Source organism: Marinomonas sp. S3726 (assembly GCF_000967665.1).
GTDB lineage: Bacteria > Pseudomonadota > Gammaproteobacteria > Pseudomonadales > Marinomonadaceae > Marinomonas.
The window spans coordinates 49,442-68,096 of the sequence record NZ_JXYC01000031.1 but is presented as its reverse complement, the minus strand read 5'-3'; the positions used below and the strand labels follow the sequence as shown (position 1 = coordinate 68,096).

The 18,655-nt window shown below is 41.4% G+C and carries 16 protein-coding genes; 1 reads left to right on the top strand and 15 read right to left on the bottom strand.

Going from position 1 to position 18,655, the window contains the following annotated elements:
- From TW85_RS20820 to TW85_RS20810, 3 genes are all read right to left on the bottom strand, one after another.
- On the bottom strand, nt 1-2,063 hold a 2,063-nt coding region (locus TW85_RS20820), incomplete at its 3' end, for a retention module-containing protein (RefSeq protein WP_046019080.1).
- A gap of 96 nt (nt 2,064-2,159) precedes the next feature.
- Nucleotides 2,160-2,582: a TIGR01244 family sulfur transferase gene (locus TW85_RS20815; protein ID WP_046019079.1), complete on the bottom strand. Its 423-nt coding sequence runs from the start codon at nt 2,580-2,582 to the stop codon at nt 2,160-2,162.
- Between the two features lie 23 nt (nt 2,583-2,605).
- Nucleotides 2,606-2,884: a peptidylprolyl isomerase gene (locus TW85_RS20810; RefSeq protein ID WP_046019078.1), complete on the bottom strand. Its 279-nt coding sequence runs from the start codon at nt 2,882-2,884 to the stop codon at nt 2,606-2,608.
- A 110-nt stretch (nt 2,885-2,994) separates the two neighbouring features.
- On the opposite strand from TW85_RS20810, the gene TW85_RS20805 reads away from it, so the two are divergent.
- Complete coding sequence (locus TW85_RS20805) at nt 2,995-3,792, top strand: response regulator (protein WP_046019077.1); 798 nt, start codon at nt 2,995-2,997, stop codon at nt 3,790-3,792.
- 56 nt (nt 3,793-3,848) lie between these two features.
- Here the strand turns inward: TW85_RS20805 and mutT are convergent, their stop codons facing one another.
- The 12 genes from mutT to murD form a co-directional block, all read right to left on the bottom strand.
- Nucleotides 3,849-4,232, bottom strand: coding sequence for an 8-oxo-dGTP diphosphatase MutT (gene mutT / locus TW85_RS20800; protein ID WP_046019076.1), 384 nt, complete (start codon nt 4,230-4,232; stop codon nt 3,849-3,851).
- Nucleotides 4,232-5,452 (bottom strand): bifunctional glutamate N-acetyltransferase/amino-acid acetyltransferase ArgJ, encoded by a 1,221-nt coding sequence (gene argJ, locus TW85_RS20795; protein WP_046019075.1) that lies wholly within the window; start codon nt 5,450-5,452, stop codon nt 4,232-4,234. Before argJ ends, mutT begins: the two co-directional genes overlap by 1 nt.
- An 11-nt stretch (nt 5,453-5,463) precedes the next feature.
- Entirely contained in the window at nt 5,464-8,163 is a 2,700-nt protein-coding gene (gene secA, locus TW85_RS20790) for a preprotein translocase subunit SecA (protein ID WP_046019074.1), read from the bottom strand.
- 140 nt (nt 8,164-8,303) lie between these two features.
- Entirely contained in the window at nt 8,304-9,215 is a 912-nt protein-coding gene (lpxC, locus tag TW85_RS20785) for a UDP-3-O-acyl-N-acetylglucosamine deacetylase (RefSeq protein ID WP_046019073.1), read from the bottom strand.
- A gap of 111 nt (nt 9,216-9,326) precedes the next feature.
- Nucleotides 9,327-10,580 carry a cell division protein FtsZ gene (gene ftsZ / locus TW85_RS20780; protein ID WP_046019072.1) on the bottom strand — a complete coding sequence of 418 codons (1,254 nt, stop codon included), beginning with the start codon at nt 10,578-10,580 and terminating at the stop codon, nt 9,327-9,329.
- A 41-nt stretch (nt 10,581-10,621) separates the two neighbouring features.
- Entirely contained in the window at nt 10,622-11,884 is a 1,263-nt protein-coding gene (ftsA, locus tag TW85_RS20775; RefSeq protein ID WP_046019071.1) for a cell division protein FtsA, read from the bottom strand.
- A gap of 71 nt (nt 11,885-11,955) precedes the next feature.
- On the bottom strand, nt 11,956-12,639 hold the full coding sequence (locus TW85_RS20770; protein WP_046019070.1) for a cell division protein FtsQ/DivIB: 684 nt from the start codon (nt 12,637-12,639) through the stop codon (nt 11,956-11,958).
- Nucleotides 12,640-12,642: 3 nt separating this feature from the next.
- Nucleotides 12,643-13,605 (bottom strand): D-alanine--D-alanine ligase, encoded by a 963-nt coding sequence (locus tag TW85_RS20765; protein ID WP_046019069.1) that lies wholly within the window; start codon nt 13,603-13,605, stop codon nt 12,643-12,645.
- Complete coding sequence (gene murC, locus TW85_RS20760) at nt 13,602-15,038, bottom strand: UDP-N-acetylmuramate--L-alanine ligase (RefSeq protein ID WP_046019068.1); 1,437 nt, start codon at nt 15,036-15,038, stop codon at nt 13,602-13,604. Before murC ends, TW85_RS20765 begins: the two co-directional genes overlap by 4 nt.
- On the bottom strand, nt 15,031-16,104 hold the full coding sequence (murG, locus tag TW85_RS20755) for an undecaprenyldiphospho-muramoylpentapeptide beta-N-acetylglucosaminyltransferase (protein WP_046019067.1): 1,074 nt from the start codon (nt 16,102-16,104) through the stop codon (nt 15,031-15,033). The genes murC and murG overlap by 8 nt, the downstream gene beginning before the upstream one ends.
- Nucleotides 16,094-17,311: a putative lipid II flippase FtsW gene (ftsW, locus tag TW85_RS20750; protein WP_046019066.1), complete on the bottom strand. Its 1,218-nt coding sequence runs from the start codon at nt 17,309-17,311 to the stop codon at nt 16,094-16,096. Before ftsW ends, murG begins: the two co-directional genes overlap by 11 nt.
- Nucleotides 17,308-18,651, bottom strand: coding sequence for a UDP-N-acetylmuramoyl-L-alanine--D-glutamate ligase (gene murD / locus TW85_RS20745; protein ID WP_046019065.1), 1,344 nt, complete (start codon nt 18,649-18,651; stop codon nt 17,308-17,310). The genes ftsW and murD overlap by 4 nt, the downstream gene beginning before the upstream one ends.
- Nucleotides 18,652-18,655: the final 4 nt, after the last annotated feature.

Here is an 18,655-nt window from a genome sequence, read left to right as displayed (position 1 = left end):
AGGCTCACGGTCGTTGTGTCTATAGTGTCTGTAATTTGCGCTGCTGTTGAAGCTGTACTGAGGTCTAAATTCGCAAAATTTCCGCCAACTACACTATTAATAGTTGCAGTAATAGTCGACGCATCTAAGTAAACATCACTGTCTTGCGTATCAACTACTAAGGTACCAGTCGTTTCGCCCGCCGCAATAATAATATTGCCGTGGTTAGTGGTTATCGTTATATCTGTTTGAGCAGCATTATTAAGCGTTACGACAAAACTAACGCTTGCATCATCTTCTGTAGCCGAAGTTGATGTAAAGCTGGCAAAAGCTTCAAATTTAACGGTGTGGGTGGATGTTGTTGTTCCGGTGTAAGTGTTGCCTGCAGAGTCTTGCCCACTAACACTTGCCTGGAAAGAAGTATCTTGCGCTAGATCACTACCTGCAACATCCACACTCCATGTTCTGTTTGCTGCAACGGTAGTGGTATAAGTTGTGCCATTCACCTCAAGCGTAACAGTATCACCAGCTTGAGCATCAAAACCAACTCTACCCGTAACCGAAACGGTGCTTTGGCTTTCAGAGGCATTAATGATGTCATCAGAAGTAATTGAATCAACGCGAATTGTCGCTCTCGCTGAAGTATCAACAAAATATTTCTCGGTTGAATCTGCTGTTCCTTCTTGTCCAATACCATTGGTAACAACAACACTAGCGTCCACAGTTGTATCAGAATCAGCAGATAAAACAGATCCAGGTACACTAATCGCAAAGGCACCATTTACAAGGTTACCAGTATAGTTTGTCCCATTAACTGTCAGCGTAATAACGCCAGAATCAAATTCATCACCTGTTACATTACCAGTAATAACAACGTCTGCCGCAACCTCTGTCGCATTAAGAATTGAGTCATCAGTTATTGGGTCTATATCTAGGTTAACTTGAAGAGCTGAACTATCAAGTGTATGAGTGGAAGACCCTGTTGAAGAGACTGTATTACCAGCTGCATCACTTGAACTTACAACGACATCAAATACTGTATCAGCAGCTAGATCACTACCAGCAACATTAACTGCCCATGTATTATCTCCAGCAACGCTTGTTGTATAGGTTGTTCCATTGATAATCAAAGTAACTGTATCACCAGATGATATATCACCACCTGTCGCTGTACCTGTTACCGACACAGTGCTAGAAGCTTCTGAGGCATCAATAACATCATCAGATGTTATTGCATCAACTGTCACCGTGCCTGCGACAATCACTGTATCAAGAGTGAATGTATCACCAACGGTTGCGATATTACCTGTAGCATCTGTGACCACTGCAGTAACATTCACTGTCCCATCATTAAGACTACTAATGTCAGTCGCGCCTGTACTCCAAACACCACCAACTTGGGTTGCTGCAACTGATATTTGGTTAGTACCATCAGTATAAGTAACCGTAATACTAACAACATCGGCATCTACACCTGTAAGTGTTCCAGAAACACTAGAAGCTTCAACTGCATTTACAAAGCCAACATTAGCACCACCAACACCAACGGCTAAATCACCACCTTCATCAGCGGTTTGATCTGCATTCGCTTCTATTTCACGGGTATTATCTTCATCTTCAGGGAAGGCATTATCGGTATCATAACCGTATTCAGGTAGACTAAAGGTATTATCACGAACAACATCAACATCAGTGGCAATACCTTGCTCAGCTGACGTTTCACCCGCTGCTGGGGCATCTTGTATTTGAGTAGGGTCGAGACCCGCTATTATGGCCTCTCTTAGAGCTTCGGCTTCTGCAGCCGCTTCAGCAACTAACTCTTCACTTTCCTTTTCTGTAAAGACTTCATCAGTAAGCTCAACTATCGACTTGTTACCAATAACAATATGATTGCCATCAATAAACTCAATGACAGCACTGCCTGATCCCTGTGAAACCACAGTTTCACCGTAAAAGACAGGGTCTCCAACTTTTAGCACTCGCTCTTGGCCATCAATTGATTGAGCTCTTACACCGCCATCAATCTGCAAAACAAAGCCAACTGCTTTACCTAATGTCGCAAAAGTTACTTGTCCATCACTCATTTTTAGCACCTAAGTCATAATAGTTTTACCATTACCCTCCAAAATAGACGATCTGGCTATAAAAACTATTGTACCTAGGTACTAACAAACAAATTGTTACTCAGATTTGAAAGCCTGCATCGCTGGCAAACAACGAGTAAGATCAAACCCTTTTGCATTTACCTCAACAATAAGCTGATCAAATGAAGCCGTTTCTTGATTATTTAACACCCATAACACTGAAGATCGGGTACCAGTACGACAGAAAGCTAAAGTCTTTTTGCCTTTTGCTACTACATTTGACTGAACATCAAGCTCATTCTGAGATAATTTGGAAAGATCGACAGGGTTATAGATGTACTCCACACCAACAGCAGCCGCTTTAGCCGCTAAATCCTTAGATAAGGGCTGCCCCTCAGACTCATTATCAGGACGGTTATTAACGATTACCTCAAAACCTTGCTTGAGATACTTCTCTACATCTGACTCAGTAATTTGTGGCAGTACAAAATAACTATCAGATAATTTAATTGGATCCATATATTTTCACCTTAAACAAAAAATTAATTACGATATAAAACCTTGATTAAATGAAAGCCAAATTGTGTCTTAATCGGCCCCTGCACTTTTAACAAGGGTCCGTTAAAAACAGCTTTATCAAACGCTTTCACCATATCTCCTTTTCTAAACTCCCCCAAGTCGCCACCCTTTTTTCCAGATGGGCAAGTTGAGTATTTTTTAGCAAGTTGATGAAAGTCACCACCCTTATCTAACAACGCCTTTACTTTTTCACACTCTGACTTTGATTTAGTCAAAATATGACATGCACTTGCAGTAGACATACAAAACCCTTAAACGCGTTATCAAAAAAAAGCATTTTAACCTAATTGGAAAGATCAAATATATGATAACGTAAGCAGCAAAATAGATATTAAGCATAGAGACAATAGAAATGAGCGACTTAGTAGGCATACAAGATCTATCCATCTTATTAGTTGAACCTTCAGATGTTCAACAAAAACTTATTCATAGAACATTACAAGAAATTGGCGTCAGCCAAGTGGAAACAGCCGCTTCGATTTCTAATGCACTCAACATACTTGAAGATTATCAACCAGACTTAGTCATTAGCGCCATGTATTTTGATGACGGCAACGCAGATGATTTCCTACAGAAAATCAGACACAACGAAAACACAGAACACCAAGCCTTTATGCTTATTTCTAGTGAGCGCAAAAAAGCTTACCTAGAACAATTAAGACAGTCAGGTGTTCTCGCTATGCTACCAAAACCCTTCTCTTCCGATGCCATTACACGTGCATTAAAAGCCACAATAGACATCATAAGCGAAGACGAAATAGAACTTGAACTGTTTGACACTAGACTATTAAGAGTACTTATTGTTGACGATAGTCGTCTAGCTAGAAAACACATTAGCAGGGTATTAGACGGCATGGGCATCCAAGAGCCCAAGCAGGCTGAAAATGGAGTTGAGGCAATAGAACTCCTTCAAAGCGAAGCCTTTGATTTAATTATCACTGACTACAACATGCCAGAAATGGATGGCAGAGAATTAACAGAGGCAGTAAGGAACTCAAGCGAATTCTCACACATCCCTGTCCTCATGGTTAGCTCAGAAGCAAACGAAACACACCTTTCAAATATTGCCCAAGCTGGCGTCGATGCCATTTGTGACAAACCTTTTGAGCCGGCCACAGTGAGACAGCTACTTTCACAAATCATGTCCTAAGCATCACTTTAAGAATGATAAAAAAACGGCCTTTCGGCCGTTTTTTTATTTAGCACTTACCTAGCAAGCAATTTATTAACCACTTGTTTATTTGCCTCAGGAAAATCGAGCTCAGCCAGTTCAGATAAATTAAACCAAGCCACCTTTTGTCCCTCATTACCTTGAGCAACGCCATCGAAAAGCTCAACTAAAAAGAAAGACAGACTAACCTTTTTATCACCGTAATCATGCGTCACACTCTCAAACAAAACTGGATTTTTTGGTGTAATCGCAATTTCCTCTTGCAACTCTCTGATCAAAGCTTGTTCAGGCGACTCGCTTGCTTCACATTTCCCCCCAGGAAACTCCCACAAACCACCTTGATGCAGATGCTCAGCACGCTTAGCTAAAAACACTTTACCTTCGCTTAATATAATCGCTGCTGCGACATGAATAAGCATTAGGTTCGATACTCAGCATTAATTGTCACATACTCATGAGACAAATCTGTAGTCCAAATACAATCTAGGCATTCACCTCGACCAAGAACGACCTTTATCTTAATCTCTTCTGGCGTCATAGCCTGTTGACCTAACTCTTCAGTATAACTTGACGCACGCCCACCATTTTCAACGATCTGTACATCATTGATATAAATTTGCACACGATCAACATCAAGCTGCTCAACACCAGCGCGACCAACAACCGCCAAGATTCGACCCCAGTTAGGGTCGGAGGCAAATAGAGCCGTTTTTACTAAAGGTGAGTGGCCAATTTCGAAAGCAACCTTTGTCGCCTCTTCCACAGAAGCAGCTGCTGCCACCTCAACCTCAACAAACTTAGTTGCTCCCTCTCCATCTCGAACAATAGCATGAGCAAGCTCTTGCATAATTGAGATTAACTCAGCAACAAACAACTTAGCCAGATCACTTTGATCATCAACTACTTGCTCATTCCCAGCCTTTCCTGTTGCAATCAGAATACAAGAATCGTTTGTCGAGGTATCACTATCAATCGTAATTCGATTGAAACTCTTGTTAGTTATATCTCTCAACAACCCCTGCAAAAAAGTGGGTTCAACATTCATATCCGTAGCAACAAAGCCTAACATGGTGGCCATATTTGGCTTAATCATTCCCGCACCTTTAGAGACACCTGCCAATGAATAAGTGTTTCCTTCGAAAGTAAACTGCCTAAAAGCACCTTTAGGTCGAGTGTCAGTCGTCATGATACCACTAGCAACATCTTCCCATGAGGTTTGACCAAACGAATCAACAAGCTTAGGCATGGCCTCAACAATTTTCTCAATCGCTAACTTCTCACCAATAACACCAGTAGAAAAAGGCAGTACCTGCTCAGTTTTCAGTCCACTTACATCAGCCATAGCAGAACACATCAATTCAGCATCCAGCACCCCTTGCTTGCCAGTACCCGCATTCGCATTACCTGTGTTAATAATTAGCATGCGACTTTGAGTCAGTGCCAAATGCCTTTTTGAAACAGTAACAGGCGCAGCACAAAAAGCATTAAGCGTAAAAACACCTGCAACAGAAGCGCCCTCACAAACTTCAAAAGCAACCAAATCTTTTCGTGATTGATATTTTATACCTGCTTCAGCAACACCAAGACGAAGACCATCAATCTGAGCTATAGAAGGGAAAGTACCATTACCTACTGCCATCTCACTTTCTCCTAAACCAATTTACCATGACAATGCTTGTATTTTTTACCAGACCCACAAGGACATGGCTCATTACGACCGACACGAGGCACTGAGTCTTTTTCAGATTCACCATCTGACTCATCTTCGCCCGTTGCCGATGGATGATTCATTGTCATTTGCATCTTGGCTTCGGCTTCACGACGCGCTTCCGCTATTTTCTCTGCTTCTTCAGCCGACTGGACTTTTACCTGAGTTACTATTTGAACCACATCAAATTTAATTTGATCAAGCAACCCTTGGAACAGCTCAAACGACTCTCGCTTATACTCTTGCTTAGGGTTCTTTTGTGCATAGCCACGAAGATGAATACCTTGACGTAGCATATCCATTGTTTGAAGGTGCTCTTTCCATAAGGTATCAAGAACCTGAAGCAAAACCTGCTTTTCAAACATACGAAGTGAATCTTCACCCGCAACATCTTCTTTAGCTTGATAATTGTCGATGAAAGTGGACAGAATACGTTGACGCAAAGGCTCTTCGTATAATTTTTTATCCTCTTTAACCCAATCGCGAATTGGCATTTCAAGACTAAAGTCAGATTTAAGTCTCTCTTCAAGACCTTCAAGATCCCACTGGTCAAACATGCTTTGCGGTGCGATATAGTCATCGATTAGATTTGAAACAACTTCTTCACGCATAGAAATAACAGCAGAAGATAAATCTTCACTTGTCATCATATCGTAACGCTGACTATAGATAACCTGCCTTTGATCATTGGCAACATCATCATATTCTAAAAGCTGTTTACGAATATCAAAGTTACGCCCTTCAACTTTACGCTGAGCTTTCTCAATAGCATTCGAAACCATTTTGTGCTCAATGGCCTCACCTTTTTCCATACCTAATGCCTGCATCATACGTTTAATACGATCAGACATAAAAATACGCATTAGGTTATCTTCTAGAGAAAGATAAAAGCGAGATGAGCCCACATCACCTTGACGACCCGCTCGACCACGAAGCTGATTATCAATACGACGCGACTCATGACGCTCAGTACCGATGATATGCAAACCACCCGCAGCCAATACTGATTTATTTCGCTCAGACCAGTCTTTTTCTAACGCAGCTTTATCTTCATCACTTGGGTTAGTTAATTCAGCCAATTCGACTTGAAGGTTACCACCCAGCACAATATCAGTACCACGACCTGCCATATTTGTCGCTATTGTAACCGCCCCTGGCTTACCCGCTTCTGCAACAATTTGCGCTTCGCGCTCATGCTGCTTAGCATTCAAAACGTTATGCTTAACACCTTTATCATTCAAGTATTTAGAAAGCAGTTCCGAATATTCAATAGAAGCTGTACCAACAAGAACAGGACGACCATTAGAAACATTTTCTTCAATGTCTTTTACAATTGAATCAAACTTCTCTTGTGTCGACATAAAAATGAGATCATTAAAATCTTTACGCTGAACAGCTTTATTGGTTGGTATAACAACCACACTCAAATCATAAATTTGCTGAAATTCAAACGCTTCCGTATCTGCGGTACCAGTCATTCCAGCCAACTTCTCGTATAAACGGAAAAAGTTCTGGAAAGTGGTCGATGCTAGAGTCTGACTCTCAGGCTGAATATCAACACCTTCTTTTGCTTCGACGGCTTGGTGAATACCTTCAGACCAGCGACGACCAGCCATAGTTCGACCAGTATGTTCATCAACAATAACAACTTCACCACCCTGCACAACATAATCAATGTCTTTAGCAAATACTACATGAGCCCTTAAGCAAGCATGAACATGGTGCAAAAGACCTAGATTACCAGCAGCATATAAGCTATCACCTTCTGATAACATAGATTGTTCTACTAGCCATTCCTCAACATAAGTATGACCAACCTCTGTCAACTCAACACTTTTTTGAGACTCATCAAAAACAAAGTGTCCTTCAACCTTAACTTCATCACCTTCCATTTCTTGACGAGTTAAGAGTGGCGCTAATTTATTGATTTTTCGATACTGTTCTGAACTATCTTCAACAGCACCGGAAATAATAAGAGGAGTACGAGCCTCATCAATTAAGATAGAGTCAACTTCATCAATGACAGCAAATGACAAGTCACGCTGAACCCTATCTTCCAAACGGAACACCATATTATCTCTTAGATAATCGAAACCAAATTCGTTATTAGTACCGTAAGTAATATCGGCTGCGTATGCCTGTCTTTTTTCTTCTTTCTCTTGACCTGAAACCACAACACCAACAGACAGCCCTAAAAACTCATACAAAGGCCTCATCCAGTTCGCATCACGACTAGCTAAGTAATCATTTACGGTAATAACATGAACACCTTTGGCTGGCAAAGCATTCAAATATACAGCTAAAGTTGCTACTAAGGTTTTACCTTCACCAGTACGCATTTCAGAAATACGACCCTCATGCAAAACCATGCCACCTATCATCTGTACGTCAAAGTGACGCATCCCCATAACACGCTTACTAGCTTCTCTTACTGTTGCAAATGCCTCCGATAGAAGCGCATCTAGGCTATCACCCGATTCTAATCTTGTTCTAAACTCACTTGTTTTATTTGAAAGCTGTTCATCTGATAACGCTTCAAGTGCTGGCTCAAATTGATTAATTTGGTTTACTAATTTTCTTAATCGCTTAACTTCGCGGTCATTTTTTGTACCAATGACTTTTTTTATGACATTTCCTAACATCTTGAACTCAACTCAGCCAGTTAATATTAAACACAGTCTAACATGGTAGATATGAACTAATCACATAATATCAAGGTGATAGACACAAAAAAGCCGGACAAATGTCCGGCTTTTTGAAAAAACTCAATCTCTACTCATTATCAAGCAGTTACAGGCTCTACATAGGAAATTGGAACTGTTTGCTCTTTATCTTCAAACACAACATATTCCCAAGCATCCTTCTGCTGAAGTAGCTGATGAAGCAATTTATTATTTAAAGCATGACCCGATTTGTGAGCAACGTATTCACCAATCAGACTATGCCCCAACAAATACAAGTCACCAATTGCATCCAACACTTTGTGTCGAACTAACTCATCACGATATCGCAAACCTTCTTCGTTAAGCACTCGATACTCATCAAGTACAACTGCATTTTCCATGTTCGCGCCACGAGCTAAATTATTCGTTTTGAAGTACTCAATATCTTTCATAAAGCCGAAAGTACGGGCACGACATATTTCTTTAATAAATGCAGTTGTAGAAAAATCAACAGAAGTAGATTGAACATCTTCACCAATTGCAGGGTGATCAAAATCAATGGTAAACGAAAGTTTAAAACCTGCATGCGGCTTTAAGGTAGCGACTTTATCACCATCTTCTACCGTAATAGGCTTTTTAATACGAATAAACTTCTTATACGCATCTTGCTCTTCAATACCAGCAGATTGCAACAAGAAAACAAATGGACTAGCACTACCATCCATTAATGGCAATTCGCTTGCACTAACTTCCACAAAGGCATTATCAACACCTAAACCAGCCATCGCTGATAACAAGTGTTCAACTGTACTTATACTCACATCATCTTTACAAAGTACAGTTGCAAAATTAGTTGAACCTACCGCAGAAGCATCTGCATTAATTTCAACTGCGGGCTCTAGATCTGTACGGACAAAAACAATACCAGCGTTAGCAGGGGCAGGCTTTAGAGTGAGATAAACCTTTTCGCCGGAGTGTAATCCAACGCCTGTAGCGCGAATTACGTTTTTAAGAGTGCGTTGACGTACCATGATATTCCTACTGTTTTATGACCAGAGCTACAATAATTCGCGAATAGTAACAATTAACATCAATTGTTACAACGCAATTATAGAGCATTAACAATTTACAACAAACAAAATTTAATCTGCCTGTCGGCGTAAGAATGCCGGTATATCCAGATAAGACAATTTATCTTCATCTGCTTGAGGAGCGGCATTCGCTCCAACATCAACCCGTTCAGTTTTTTCAACCTCTGCCGGGCGGCTGGAAACAACTTCCCCAACATTCCCTCTGGTCACTGATACCGCATCAACTCGAGTTGTTTCAACAGCGCTATTTACAACCTGTTGAACTGGTGCAGCCGCTTGAGCAACAACTACCTTTTCAACCGCTTGCGCCGCTGGAGCAGCAACCTGTTGAGCAGCCTTAGCAGACTCAAGACCCGTTGCAACCACAGTAACTCGCATCTCATCACCAACACTTGGATCGATAGCACAACCAATAACAACTGTAGCATCTTCTGAAGCATATTCTTCGATGATATTACCCACCTCAGTAAACTCAGAAAGGCCAACCTCTTCGTTAGCAGTTATATTAACCAACACACCACGTGCACCTTTAAGATTAATATCCTCTAACAATGGGTTATGTATAGCTGACTCCGCTGCTACTAGCGCTCTATCTTCACCCGTTGAAGCACCAATGCCCATCATGGCCATACCCATCTCTGACATAACTGTTCTAACATCTGCGAAGTCGACGTTAATCAAACCAGGTCGCATGATCAAATCAGTTATACCCTGAACAGCATTAAAGAGGACATTATTTGCTTCACCAAACGCTTTAAGCAATGAAATATTTTTACCTAAAACAGGTAACAATCTTTCGTTCGGCACGATAATCAAAGAATCAACATTTTCTCTTAATTCTTTAACGCCCGCTTCAGCAACCTTCGCTCTTCTTCGCCCTTCAAATGGAAACGGCTTAGTCACAACAGCAACAGTGAGTATTCCAAGGTCTCTTGCTACTTTAGCAATTACTGGCGCAGCACCAGTCCCTGTTCCACCACCCATTCCTGCCGTGATAAATACCATATCGGCACCAGATAATAATTCTGTAATTTTTTCTTGATCTTCTAGCGCAGAATCTCTTCCAACGTCTGGATTAGCCCCCGCACCCAAGCCTTTTGTGATCGCTGATCCAATCTGCAAAGACATACCAGAATCAATACCAACCAACGCTTTAGAGTCAGTATTAGCACAAATAAACTCAACACCTTCAAGTTGGTTTTCAAGCATGTAACGCACTGCATTACCGCCACCACCACCAACACCGACAACTTTAATCATTGCATTATCGGATAAATTTTCTTCTGCCAAATCAAAGACATTCATGGGCTTATCGCTCCTCAATTCTAATCGATGTCAACCCTTGACTAAAAATTACTTTTAACCCAACTTTTCATATTCCGCCACATCTTATTTGCGACATCAGCTGTTGATTCAGTTACAACACTCTGCCTAGACTCCTCAACTTTGAGAGAGCTAGCATGCTGCTGGGCCATCCCTAAATCTGATTCATCTATGCCATACATAATTAAACCAACACCTGTTGAAAAAATTGGATTATCTACAATATCAGACATCCCTTTCACACTTACTGGGACCGACATACGAACCGGCATATCAAATACACGCTCCGCTAACTCTGTCGCCCCTTCCATTAAAGAGGTACCACCTGTCACAACAATGCCAGCTGGAATACGCTCCGCATATCCACTTCGGCGCAATTCATCTAGCACCAAACTAAAAATTTCTTCATATCTTGCCTCAACAACCTCTGCCAATGCATGTCGAGATATCGACCTTGATTGCCTATCCCCAACACTTGGTACTTCTATATTTTGATCCGCACCAGCCAAGGAGGACAAAGCACACGCATATTGTATTTTAATGCTTTCAGCATGCTGAGTAGGCGTTCTCAACGCCATTGAAATATCATTCGTTACTTGATCACCTGCAACAGGAACAACCGAAGTATGATGAATAGATCCATCTATCCAAACTGCCATATCCGCTGTACCTGCTCCAATATCAACCAAGCAAACACCTAATTCTTTTTCGTCATCACTAAGAGATGAGTGACTTGATGCCAATTGAGACAAAATAACGCCATCAACCCCCAAACCACATCGCTTTATACATTTTTCGATATTCATCACGGCATTAGCCGCACCAGATATCAAATGTACATTCGCCTCAAGCCTGACTCCAGACATTCCAGAAGGATCTTTTATACCTTCTTGCGAATCAATACTATATTCTTGCGGCAGTATATGAAGCACCCTTTGATCGGAAGGGATAGGAACCGCTTGAGCAGCATCAATTACACGCTCTATATCTGCTTCCTGAACTTCACCATCCTTTACAGCAACAATACCATGAGAGTTAAGGCTACGAATGTGACTACCAGCAACACTGACATAAACAGAATGTATGTTACATCCAGCCATCAACTCAGCCTCTTCAACGGCACGTTGAATTGATTGCACTGTTGACTCAATATTTATAACGGCACCACGCTTCATACCTTTAGCGGCATGAGACCCAATACCAACAATTTCAAGACGTCCATCAGCCATCATTTCACCAACAAGGCAAACTACTTTTGATGTACCAACGTCAAGTCCAACTATCATTTATTCATCCAGTTAAAAAAAGGGAGCGCTTAACACGCTAATTTAGGCATAAAGCAATAATTAAGCCAAAACTATTCAGCTATTTTTTTCCATATAACAGCAATGCCATGAGGATACCTCGCATCAATGGCATGGATACGTGCCATTCTACCCGATAAATCAGATTTATACACGGCAATAAAACGCTGCAGCCTAGATAGAATCTCATCTCGCCCCAACTTTACGAGCAACCCATTACTAAAATAAACATTCCAAGCACCACGCTCTTCTAGCTCTAACTTATCAACTTTTAAATCAGAATTAGTTAGCACCTGACTCACCAAGCGAAATTGTTCTAGTACAGTCTGGCTAGTCCCCTTTGGACCTTGCAAAGAAGGAAGCGGCAATTCATGGAGAACAGACGGCGAAATAACCCCACCCTGCGCGGTAATAACCTGCCCTTCTCGCCAGTTTGCCACCGGCACCTCTTCACCCACTACAAATCTTAGTTTATTCGGCCAAATTTTTCGCACACTAACAGAATTCACCCAAGCCGGCTCACTTGCCTTTCTAGACAAGTCGGAAACCGAGGAAAAGAGCAGGCTTTGACCAAGAAAACCGTCATATATGAGATTAAGCTCATGCTCTGTTATATAGCTTAAGCTACCTTCCAACTCTATTTCTTTAATACTAAACCACCCACGTGATTCAGCCTCACCTTGCAAAAAAGCCAATAAAAAAAGCGAAAACGCACCAAATAACGCAGCAATTCTCACAGACTAACGCGCCTCACCAGCACTAAATTCAGACCATGCAATTGTCGCAATCCTTTCAACTAAAGCAGCATACGAAATATCAACATGAGCAGCAGACATTGGAACAAGACTATGAGAAGTCATACCAGGTGATGTATTTACTTCTAACACCCAAAACTCACCGACAGCGTCCTGCATAACATCAACACGCCCCCAGCCAGTACAACCTAATGATTGATAAGCATCCAGTGCAATTTTTTGCACATACAACTCATCATCTTCATCTAAACCAGATGGCAATAAATACTGGGTATCGTTTGCGATGTACTTCGCCTCATAATCATATAGCTCATGCTCATCTGATGCTTTGAGACCAATAACAGGATAAGCAACATCATCTATGATAGTGACAGTGAATTCAGGACCAGCAATATATTGCTCCACTAACACCTCTGAATCATAAACGCTTGCACTTGCAAGAGCTGACTCCAACTGCTCTCTATTCTCTGCCTTATTAATACCAATTGTGGAGCCTTCTCTTGAAGGTTTAACTATCACGGGATAAGGTAACTCAGACTCAATAACATCTAAGTCTGACAATTGCGGAGATGAAAACGCCAAATATGCAGGGGTTGGTATCCCTATACCTAACCAATATTTCTTGGATAACACTTTATCCATAGCAAAACCACACGCCAGAGGGGAGCTTCCTGTATAAGGCTTACCCATCAACTCCAATAGAGCCTGAATCCTTCCATCTTCACCTTCACCACCATGCAGAGCAATAAAAGCAAGGTCAAAATTTTCAGCTTGCAGCTGCTCCACAGGATTAAGAGACAAATCCGTCCCATATAAATCCAAACCAGTAGCCTGATAACCTCTTTCTTTTAAAGCAGCTAACACAAGAGAGCCACTTTGCAATGACACCTCCCTTTCAGCACAACGCCCACCATAAATAACGAGTATTTTTGCCGTTTTCAAACTCATTCTCGAGATCCCTTTAAACCATGCGTAGAAAGCGACTTAGAGATCAAACCTATATCACCCGCACCTTGAGTAATCATCAAGTCACCATCTCGTAGCACGTTTGATAAAATTGAAGATAAATCTTCATCTTTACCAACATGTATAGGGTCAACTGCGCCACGCTGCCTAATACTTGCACACAAAGCACGACTATCAGCACCATTTACAGGCGCCTCACCAGCCGCATATACGTCTAAAAGTAAAAGTACATCCACTTTAGAAAGCACTTTTACAAAGTCTTCGTAAAGGTCGCGAGTTCGTGAAAACCTATGTGGCTGATAAATCATAACCAAACGCTTATCTGGCCAACCATCACGTATAGCATCAATAGTTACTTCAACCTCTCTTGGGTGATGTCCATAGTCATCAATAAACATAGCCTGGCCAGACTTAGGCAAATCTAAAGGATGCTGCTCTTGGAAGCGCCTTCCAACCCCCTCAAACCCCATGAGACCTGCTTGTATAGCAACCGCCTCAACACCCAAATCTGTCGCCACAGCAATAGTTGCAAGAGCATTCAAAACATTATGCTTACCCGGCATAGGCAAACGAATTTTAATCGAATCTAAATTTGGTCTATGGGCTACAAACTCACAATAGCGGCCAGATTGAACAATATCAGTCGCATAGAAATCCGCTTCATGCTCAATACCATAAGTCAAAATTGGGCGACTCACTTGCGGTAAAATTTCTCTTACATTTTCATCATCAACACATAGCACCGCCATTCCATAAAAAGGCAGATTGTGTAGAAACTCAACAAAAGTGTGCTTCACTTTTTCAAAGTCACCACCATAGGTATCCATATGATCTTCATCGATATTGGTTACTATGGCTGAATGCGGCTGTAAATGTAGAAAAGAAGCATCACTTTCATCTGCCTCAGCTACGAGATACTGACTACTACCTAGCTGAGCATTTGTCCCAGCACTAGTTAGTCGCCCACCAATTACGAAAGTCGGTGCATCACCAGTAGCAGCCAAAACCGATGCCATCAAACTAGTGGTTGTAGTCTTACCATGAGTACCTGCAACAGCGATACCATGGCGATAACGCATTAATTCAGCTAACATTTCAGCACGGCGCACAATGGGAATACGGTTTTCTTTACCCCATTTAATTTCTGGATTTTCGATATTAATTGCAGTTGAAACAACAATAACATGAGCATCTTTTACATTTTCTTCAGCATGCCCATAAAAAACATTAATACCTAGATCACTAAGACGCTTGGTAGTGACAGACTCATTTAAATCTGACCCTGAAACAGTATATCCCTGGTTATGCAGCACTTCTGCAATGCCACACATACCTACTCCACCAATGCCAATAAAATGTATATTTTGAATGCGACGCATAGTTGGTAATACTTGCTGACCTTGATTTCTAATCATGTTTTATAAACCTTTTACACTCTGCCACAACATGTTCGGTGGCATTCGGATAAGCAACTTTTTTAGCAGCCGCCCCCATATTATTTAATAAATTATCATCACTGATATACTCACTTAACAGCGACGTCAAAGATTCTTCTGTAAATTCAGTTTGAGGCACTAAATGAGCAGCCCCAGCAAGAACTAGGCTTTCAGCATTTTTGGTTTGATGATCATCAATTGCATAGGGAAACGGCACTAAAATAGAAGGTAATCCAGCAATTGCCAATTCACTAATAGTCATCGCACCAGAGCGACACAAAACAATATCAGCCCAGTAATATGCATCATTCATATTCTCAATATAGGCATCCACTCTAGCTTCAACCCCAGCAGCTTGATACCAATCAGATACCTCTTCAATATTTCGCTTACCTGTTTGATGCCAAACATCTAATCGGACACTCTGATCCCAGTTTGATAATACTTTTGGCATTAACTTATTAATTGCTTGTGCACCTAGACTGCCACCGACCACCAATAGCTTCAGCGGCCTACCCGAACGATAGCCATCGGGTTTAGCTTTCAAATTAAGAATATCGGACCTTACCGGGTTCCCGACAGTCAATCCCTTAGGCAAAGCCCCTGTGAACGCCTGCAAAACCCTATCTGCAACTTTAGATAAAAGCTTGTTTGTTGTGCCAGCAATCGCATTTTGCTCATGCACAACCAAAGGAACAGAACACAACTTGGCAGCCACACCACCAGGACCAGCAACAAATCCCCCCATCCCTAAAACCACATTTGGTCGAAAGCGCCTTACTATTGCTAAAGCTTGACCTAAAGCGTATAAAATTCTAAATGGTGACAATAGTAGGCCTTTTATACCATTACCACGAACACCTTTAATAGAAATGGCGTCGATAGGAATATCATGCTGTGGGACTAAATCAAGCTCCATACCACCTTTAGAGCCTAACCATCTAACCTCATAGCCCTGTGACTCAAACTCTTTAGCACAAGCCAAAGCAGGATAGATATGCCCTCCTGTCCCTCCGGCCATAATTAATACACGTTTATTCTTCATTAAGTACCATATCCGTATCTTCGTGAGGCTTTTCTTTTTTGTTTTTACTGTTTGACGCAGTGGTATAATTAAGTCGCTGGTTTTCGATATTAACTCGCGCCACAACAAATAAACTACTTAAGGTAATAATCAAACTACTTCCCCCATAACTAATTAATGGAAGCGTCAAACCTTTAGTTGGCAAAAAGCCAGTATTAACCCCTACATTAATCACCACTTGGGCAACAATCAGAATAGAAAACCCATAACACATATAACCTGAAAATGGACGCCCTAAGGATAGCGCCTGATTACCAATTCGAAATATTCTACTCACTAAAACGGCAAATAATAAAATAAGTAGCAAACCACCCAACATACCCGTTTCTTCAACCCAGATAGAAAACACGAAGTCAGTGTGTGCCTCAGGTAAGTAAGATAACTTTTGAACACTATTCCCTAACCCCAATCCAAACCACTCGCCACGCCCATAGGCAATTAAGGCCTGACTTAACTGGTAACCCTCATTGAAAGGGTCTGCCCAAGGGTCGATAAAATTCATTAGACGCTTCATACGATAGCTTTCAGATACAGCTACAACCGCTAAAGCACAGCAGGCAATCACTAACACAAGTATGAATTGATAAACTCTGGCCCCGCCAAGAAATAACATAGCCATAACAGTACCAAGCAAAACGACAGAAGCACCAAAGTCAGGCTCAAGCAATAACAAAACAAGAAAACCGAACGTTAAGCCTAGCGGTATAATAAAGCCACTCCACTGCTCCCTTACCTGATCAGCACGACGCACCAAATAGCCAGACATATATACGACCATACAGACTTTAGCGACCTCAGATGCCTGCAGATTAAATACAAATAAATTAATCCAGCGCTGACTACCATTAACGCTTTTACCTATACCGGGCACTAGCACTAGCACTAGTAAAAATAGAGACAATAGCATCATAACTATCCCCCACTTATGCATAGTATCTGTTGAGATATTAATTAGGACGCCGCCAGCAATGAGCGCGAGCACCAAATAAAGAATTTGACGCTGCATAAAATGAAAGGGATGACCAAAAAGATCATCAGACACAGAAACAGAAGCACTAGTCACCATGACCAACCCCATTACTAGGATTGCAAACAAGGAGCACACAAAAACAAAATCAACTGACAAAAGCTCTTTAAAAGACACTCTATCTATTAGCTTCGAGGTCATAGAGCCTTAACCAAAGAGGTAAAATATTCCCCTCGAGCCACATAACTCTTAAACTGATCGAAGCTTGCACACGCAGGTGAGAATAGAACAATGTCACCTGGCTCTGCGGTTTCAGTTGCCGCCAGCAAAGCTTGGTCTAAAGTTGAGTAATTCGATAAGTTAGAATAAGTGGATAAAGCAGAAGCAATTTTCGCAGCATCTTCACCATAAAGATGAGCCTCTTTCACATACTTATTCAATCCAGTTAACAAAGGAGAAAAATCAGCATCTTTACCCTGCCCACCTAAAAGTAGGTGTATATTTTTATGATGTGACCCTAAACCTTCTAAGGCCGCAAGCGTTGCACCTACGTTTGTCCCTTTAGAGTCATTTATATACACCACACCTTGATGCTCTAAGACAAATTCACATCTATGAGGTAAACCTGGAAACTCTCCAAGGTAGTTTTCAATCGCCTCGTTCTCAAGTTCTAAATTCAATAGATTTAAAATAGCGAAAGAAGCTAATATGTTTGCGTAATTATGTTTACCCTTCAATTTAATTTGAGAAGAGTGGTAAAGCCTTTTTACCCCATGACATAACCAGAAACCTTCGTCTTCAATAAGCCCAAATTCTTTAAGGTCTGCCAGCCCAGTCGTAAAGGCATTAACAGGCGTTCCAACAGGCAATAAAGGTGCCGTTAAAATATCCTGCTTATTACACACAGCAGACTTACAGTTACGATAGACTTTTTGTTTTACTCTTTGATAGTCATAAAACGAATCATACCTATCCATATGATCTTCACTTACATTAAGAACGCAAGCGACTTCAGCATTAAGCGCTTCTGTTGTTTCTAACTGAAAGCTAGAAACCTCCAACACATAATAGTCAGGCGCTTCACAGAGTAAATCAAGAGCAGGTCGACCTAAGTTACCACCGACTGATACCTTTTTCCCCAGAGCAGACAACATGTCAGCCACCATGGTAGTCACAGTACTTTTTGCATTGGAGCCAGTTATGGCAATCAATGGAGCATCGACATATTCACAGAATAAATCAACATCTCCTCGCATTGTGACCCCTTGTTGCGCCAAACGGGCAAGGACAGGTTCAGACAATGCAACACCAGGACTCACAAAAAGCTCAGTAACAGGCAACTCAAGCAACTTTTCCAAACTACCAGTAAAGATTCGATCTTCCGGAAGAAGAGATTTAACATCATCCAAACCAGGTGGTGCTTCTCGTGAATCAACAACATAAAAGTCCTGACCTTTTGCCGCTAGAAACTGAGCACAAGACAATCCAGTTATACCTAGACCAACTACGGCACGCACTCTATCAGAGCCTATTAAAGACATTTAC

Excerpts from the sequence above, each read along its gene's own strand:
- murD (WP_046019065.1), bottom strand. The coding sequence starts at position 18,651 with ATGTCTTTAATAGGCTCTGATAGAGTGCGTGCCGTAGTTGGTCTAGGT.
- TW85_RS20765 (WP_046019069.1), bottom strand. The coding sequence starts at position 13,605 with ATGAGTTTGAAAACGGCAAAAATACTCGTTATTTATGGTGGGCGTTGT.
- argJ (WP_046019075.1), bottom strand. The coding sequence starts at position 5,452 with ATGGCAGTAGGTAATGGTACTTTCCCTTCTATAGCTCAGATTGATGGT.
- TW85_RS20805 (WP_046019077.1), top strand. The coding sequence starts at position 2,995 with ATGAGCGACTTAGTAGGCATACAAGATCTATCCATCTTATTAGTTGAA.
- ftsW (WP_046019066.1), bottom strand. The coding sequence starts at position 17,311 with ATGACCTCGAAGCTAATAGATAGAGTGTCTTTTAAAGAGCTTTTGTCA.
- ftsA (WP_046019071.1), bottom strand. The coding sequence starts at position 11,884 with ATGATAGTTGGACTTGACGTTGGTACATCAAAAGTAGTTTGCCTTGTT.
- TW85_RS20810 (WP_046019078.1), bottom strand. The coding sequence starts at position 2,884 with ATGTCTACTGCAAGTGCATGTCATATTTTGACTAAATCAAAGTCAGAG.
- murG (WP_046019067.1), bottom strand. The coding sequence starts at position 16,104 with ATGAAGAATAAACGTGTATTAATTATGGCCGGAGGGACAGGAGGGCAT.
- mutT (WP_046019076.1), bottom strand. The coding sequence starts at position 4,232 with ATGCTTATTCATGTCGCAGCAGCGATTATATTAAGCGAAGGTAAAGTG.
- lpxC (WP_046019073.1), bottom strand. The coding sequence starts at position 9,215 with ATGGTACGTCAACGCACTCTTAAAAACGTAATTCGCGCTACAGGCGTT.
- murC (WP_046019068.1), bottom strand. The coding sequence starts at position 15,038 with ATGATTAGAAATCAAGGTCAGCAAGTATTACCAACTATGCGTCGCATT.
- ftsZ (WP_046019072.1), bottom strand. The coding sequence starts at position 10,580 with ATGAATGTCTTTGATTTGGCAGAAGAAAATTTATCCGATAATGCAATG.
- secA (WP_046019074.1), bottom strand. The coding sequence starts at position 8,163 with ATGTTAGGAAATGTCATAAAAAAAGTCATTGGTACAAAAAATGACCGC.
- TW85_RS20815 (WP_046019079.1), bottom strand. The coding sequence starts at position 2,582 with ATGGATCCAATTAAATTATCTGATAGTTATTTTGTACTGCCACAAATT.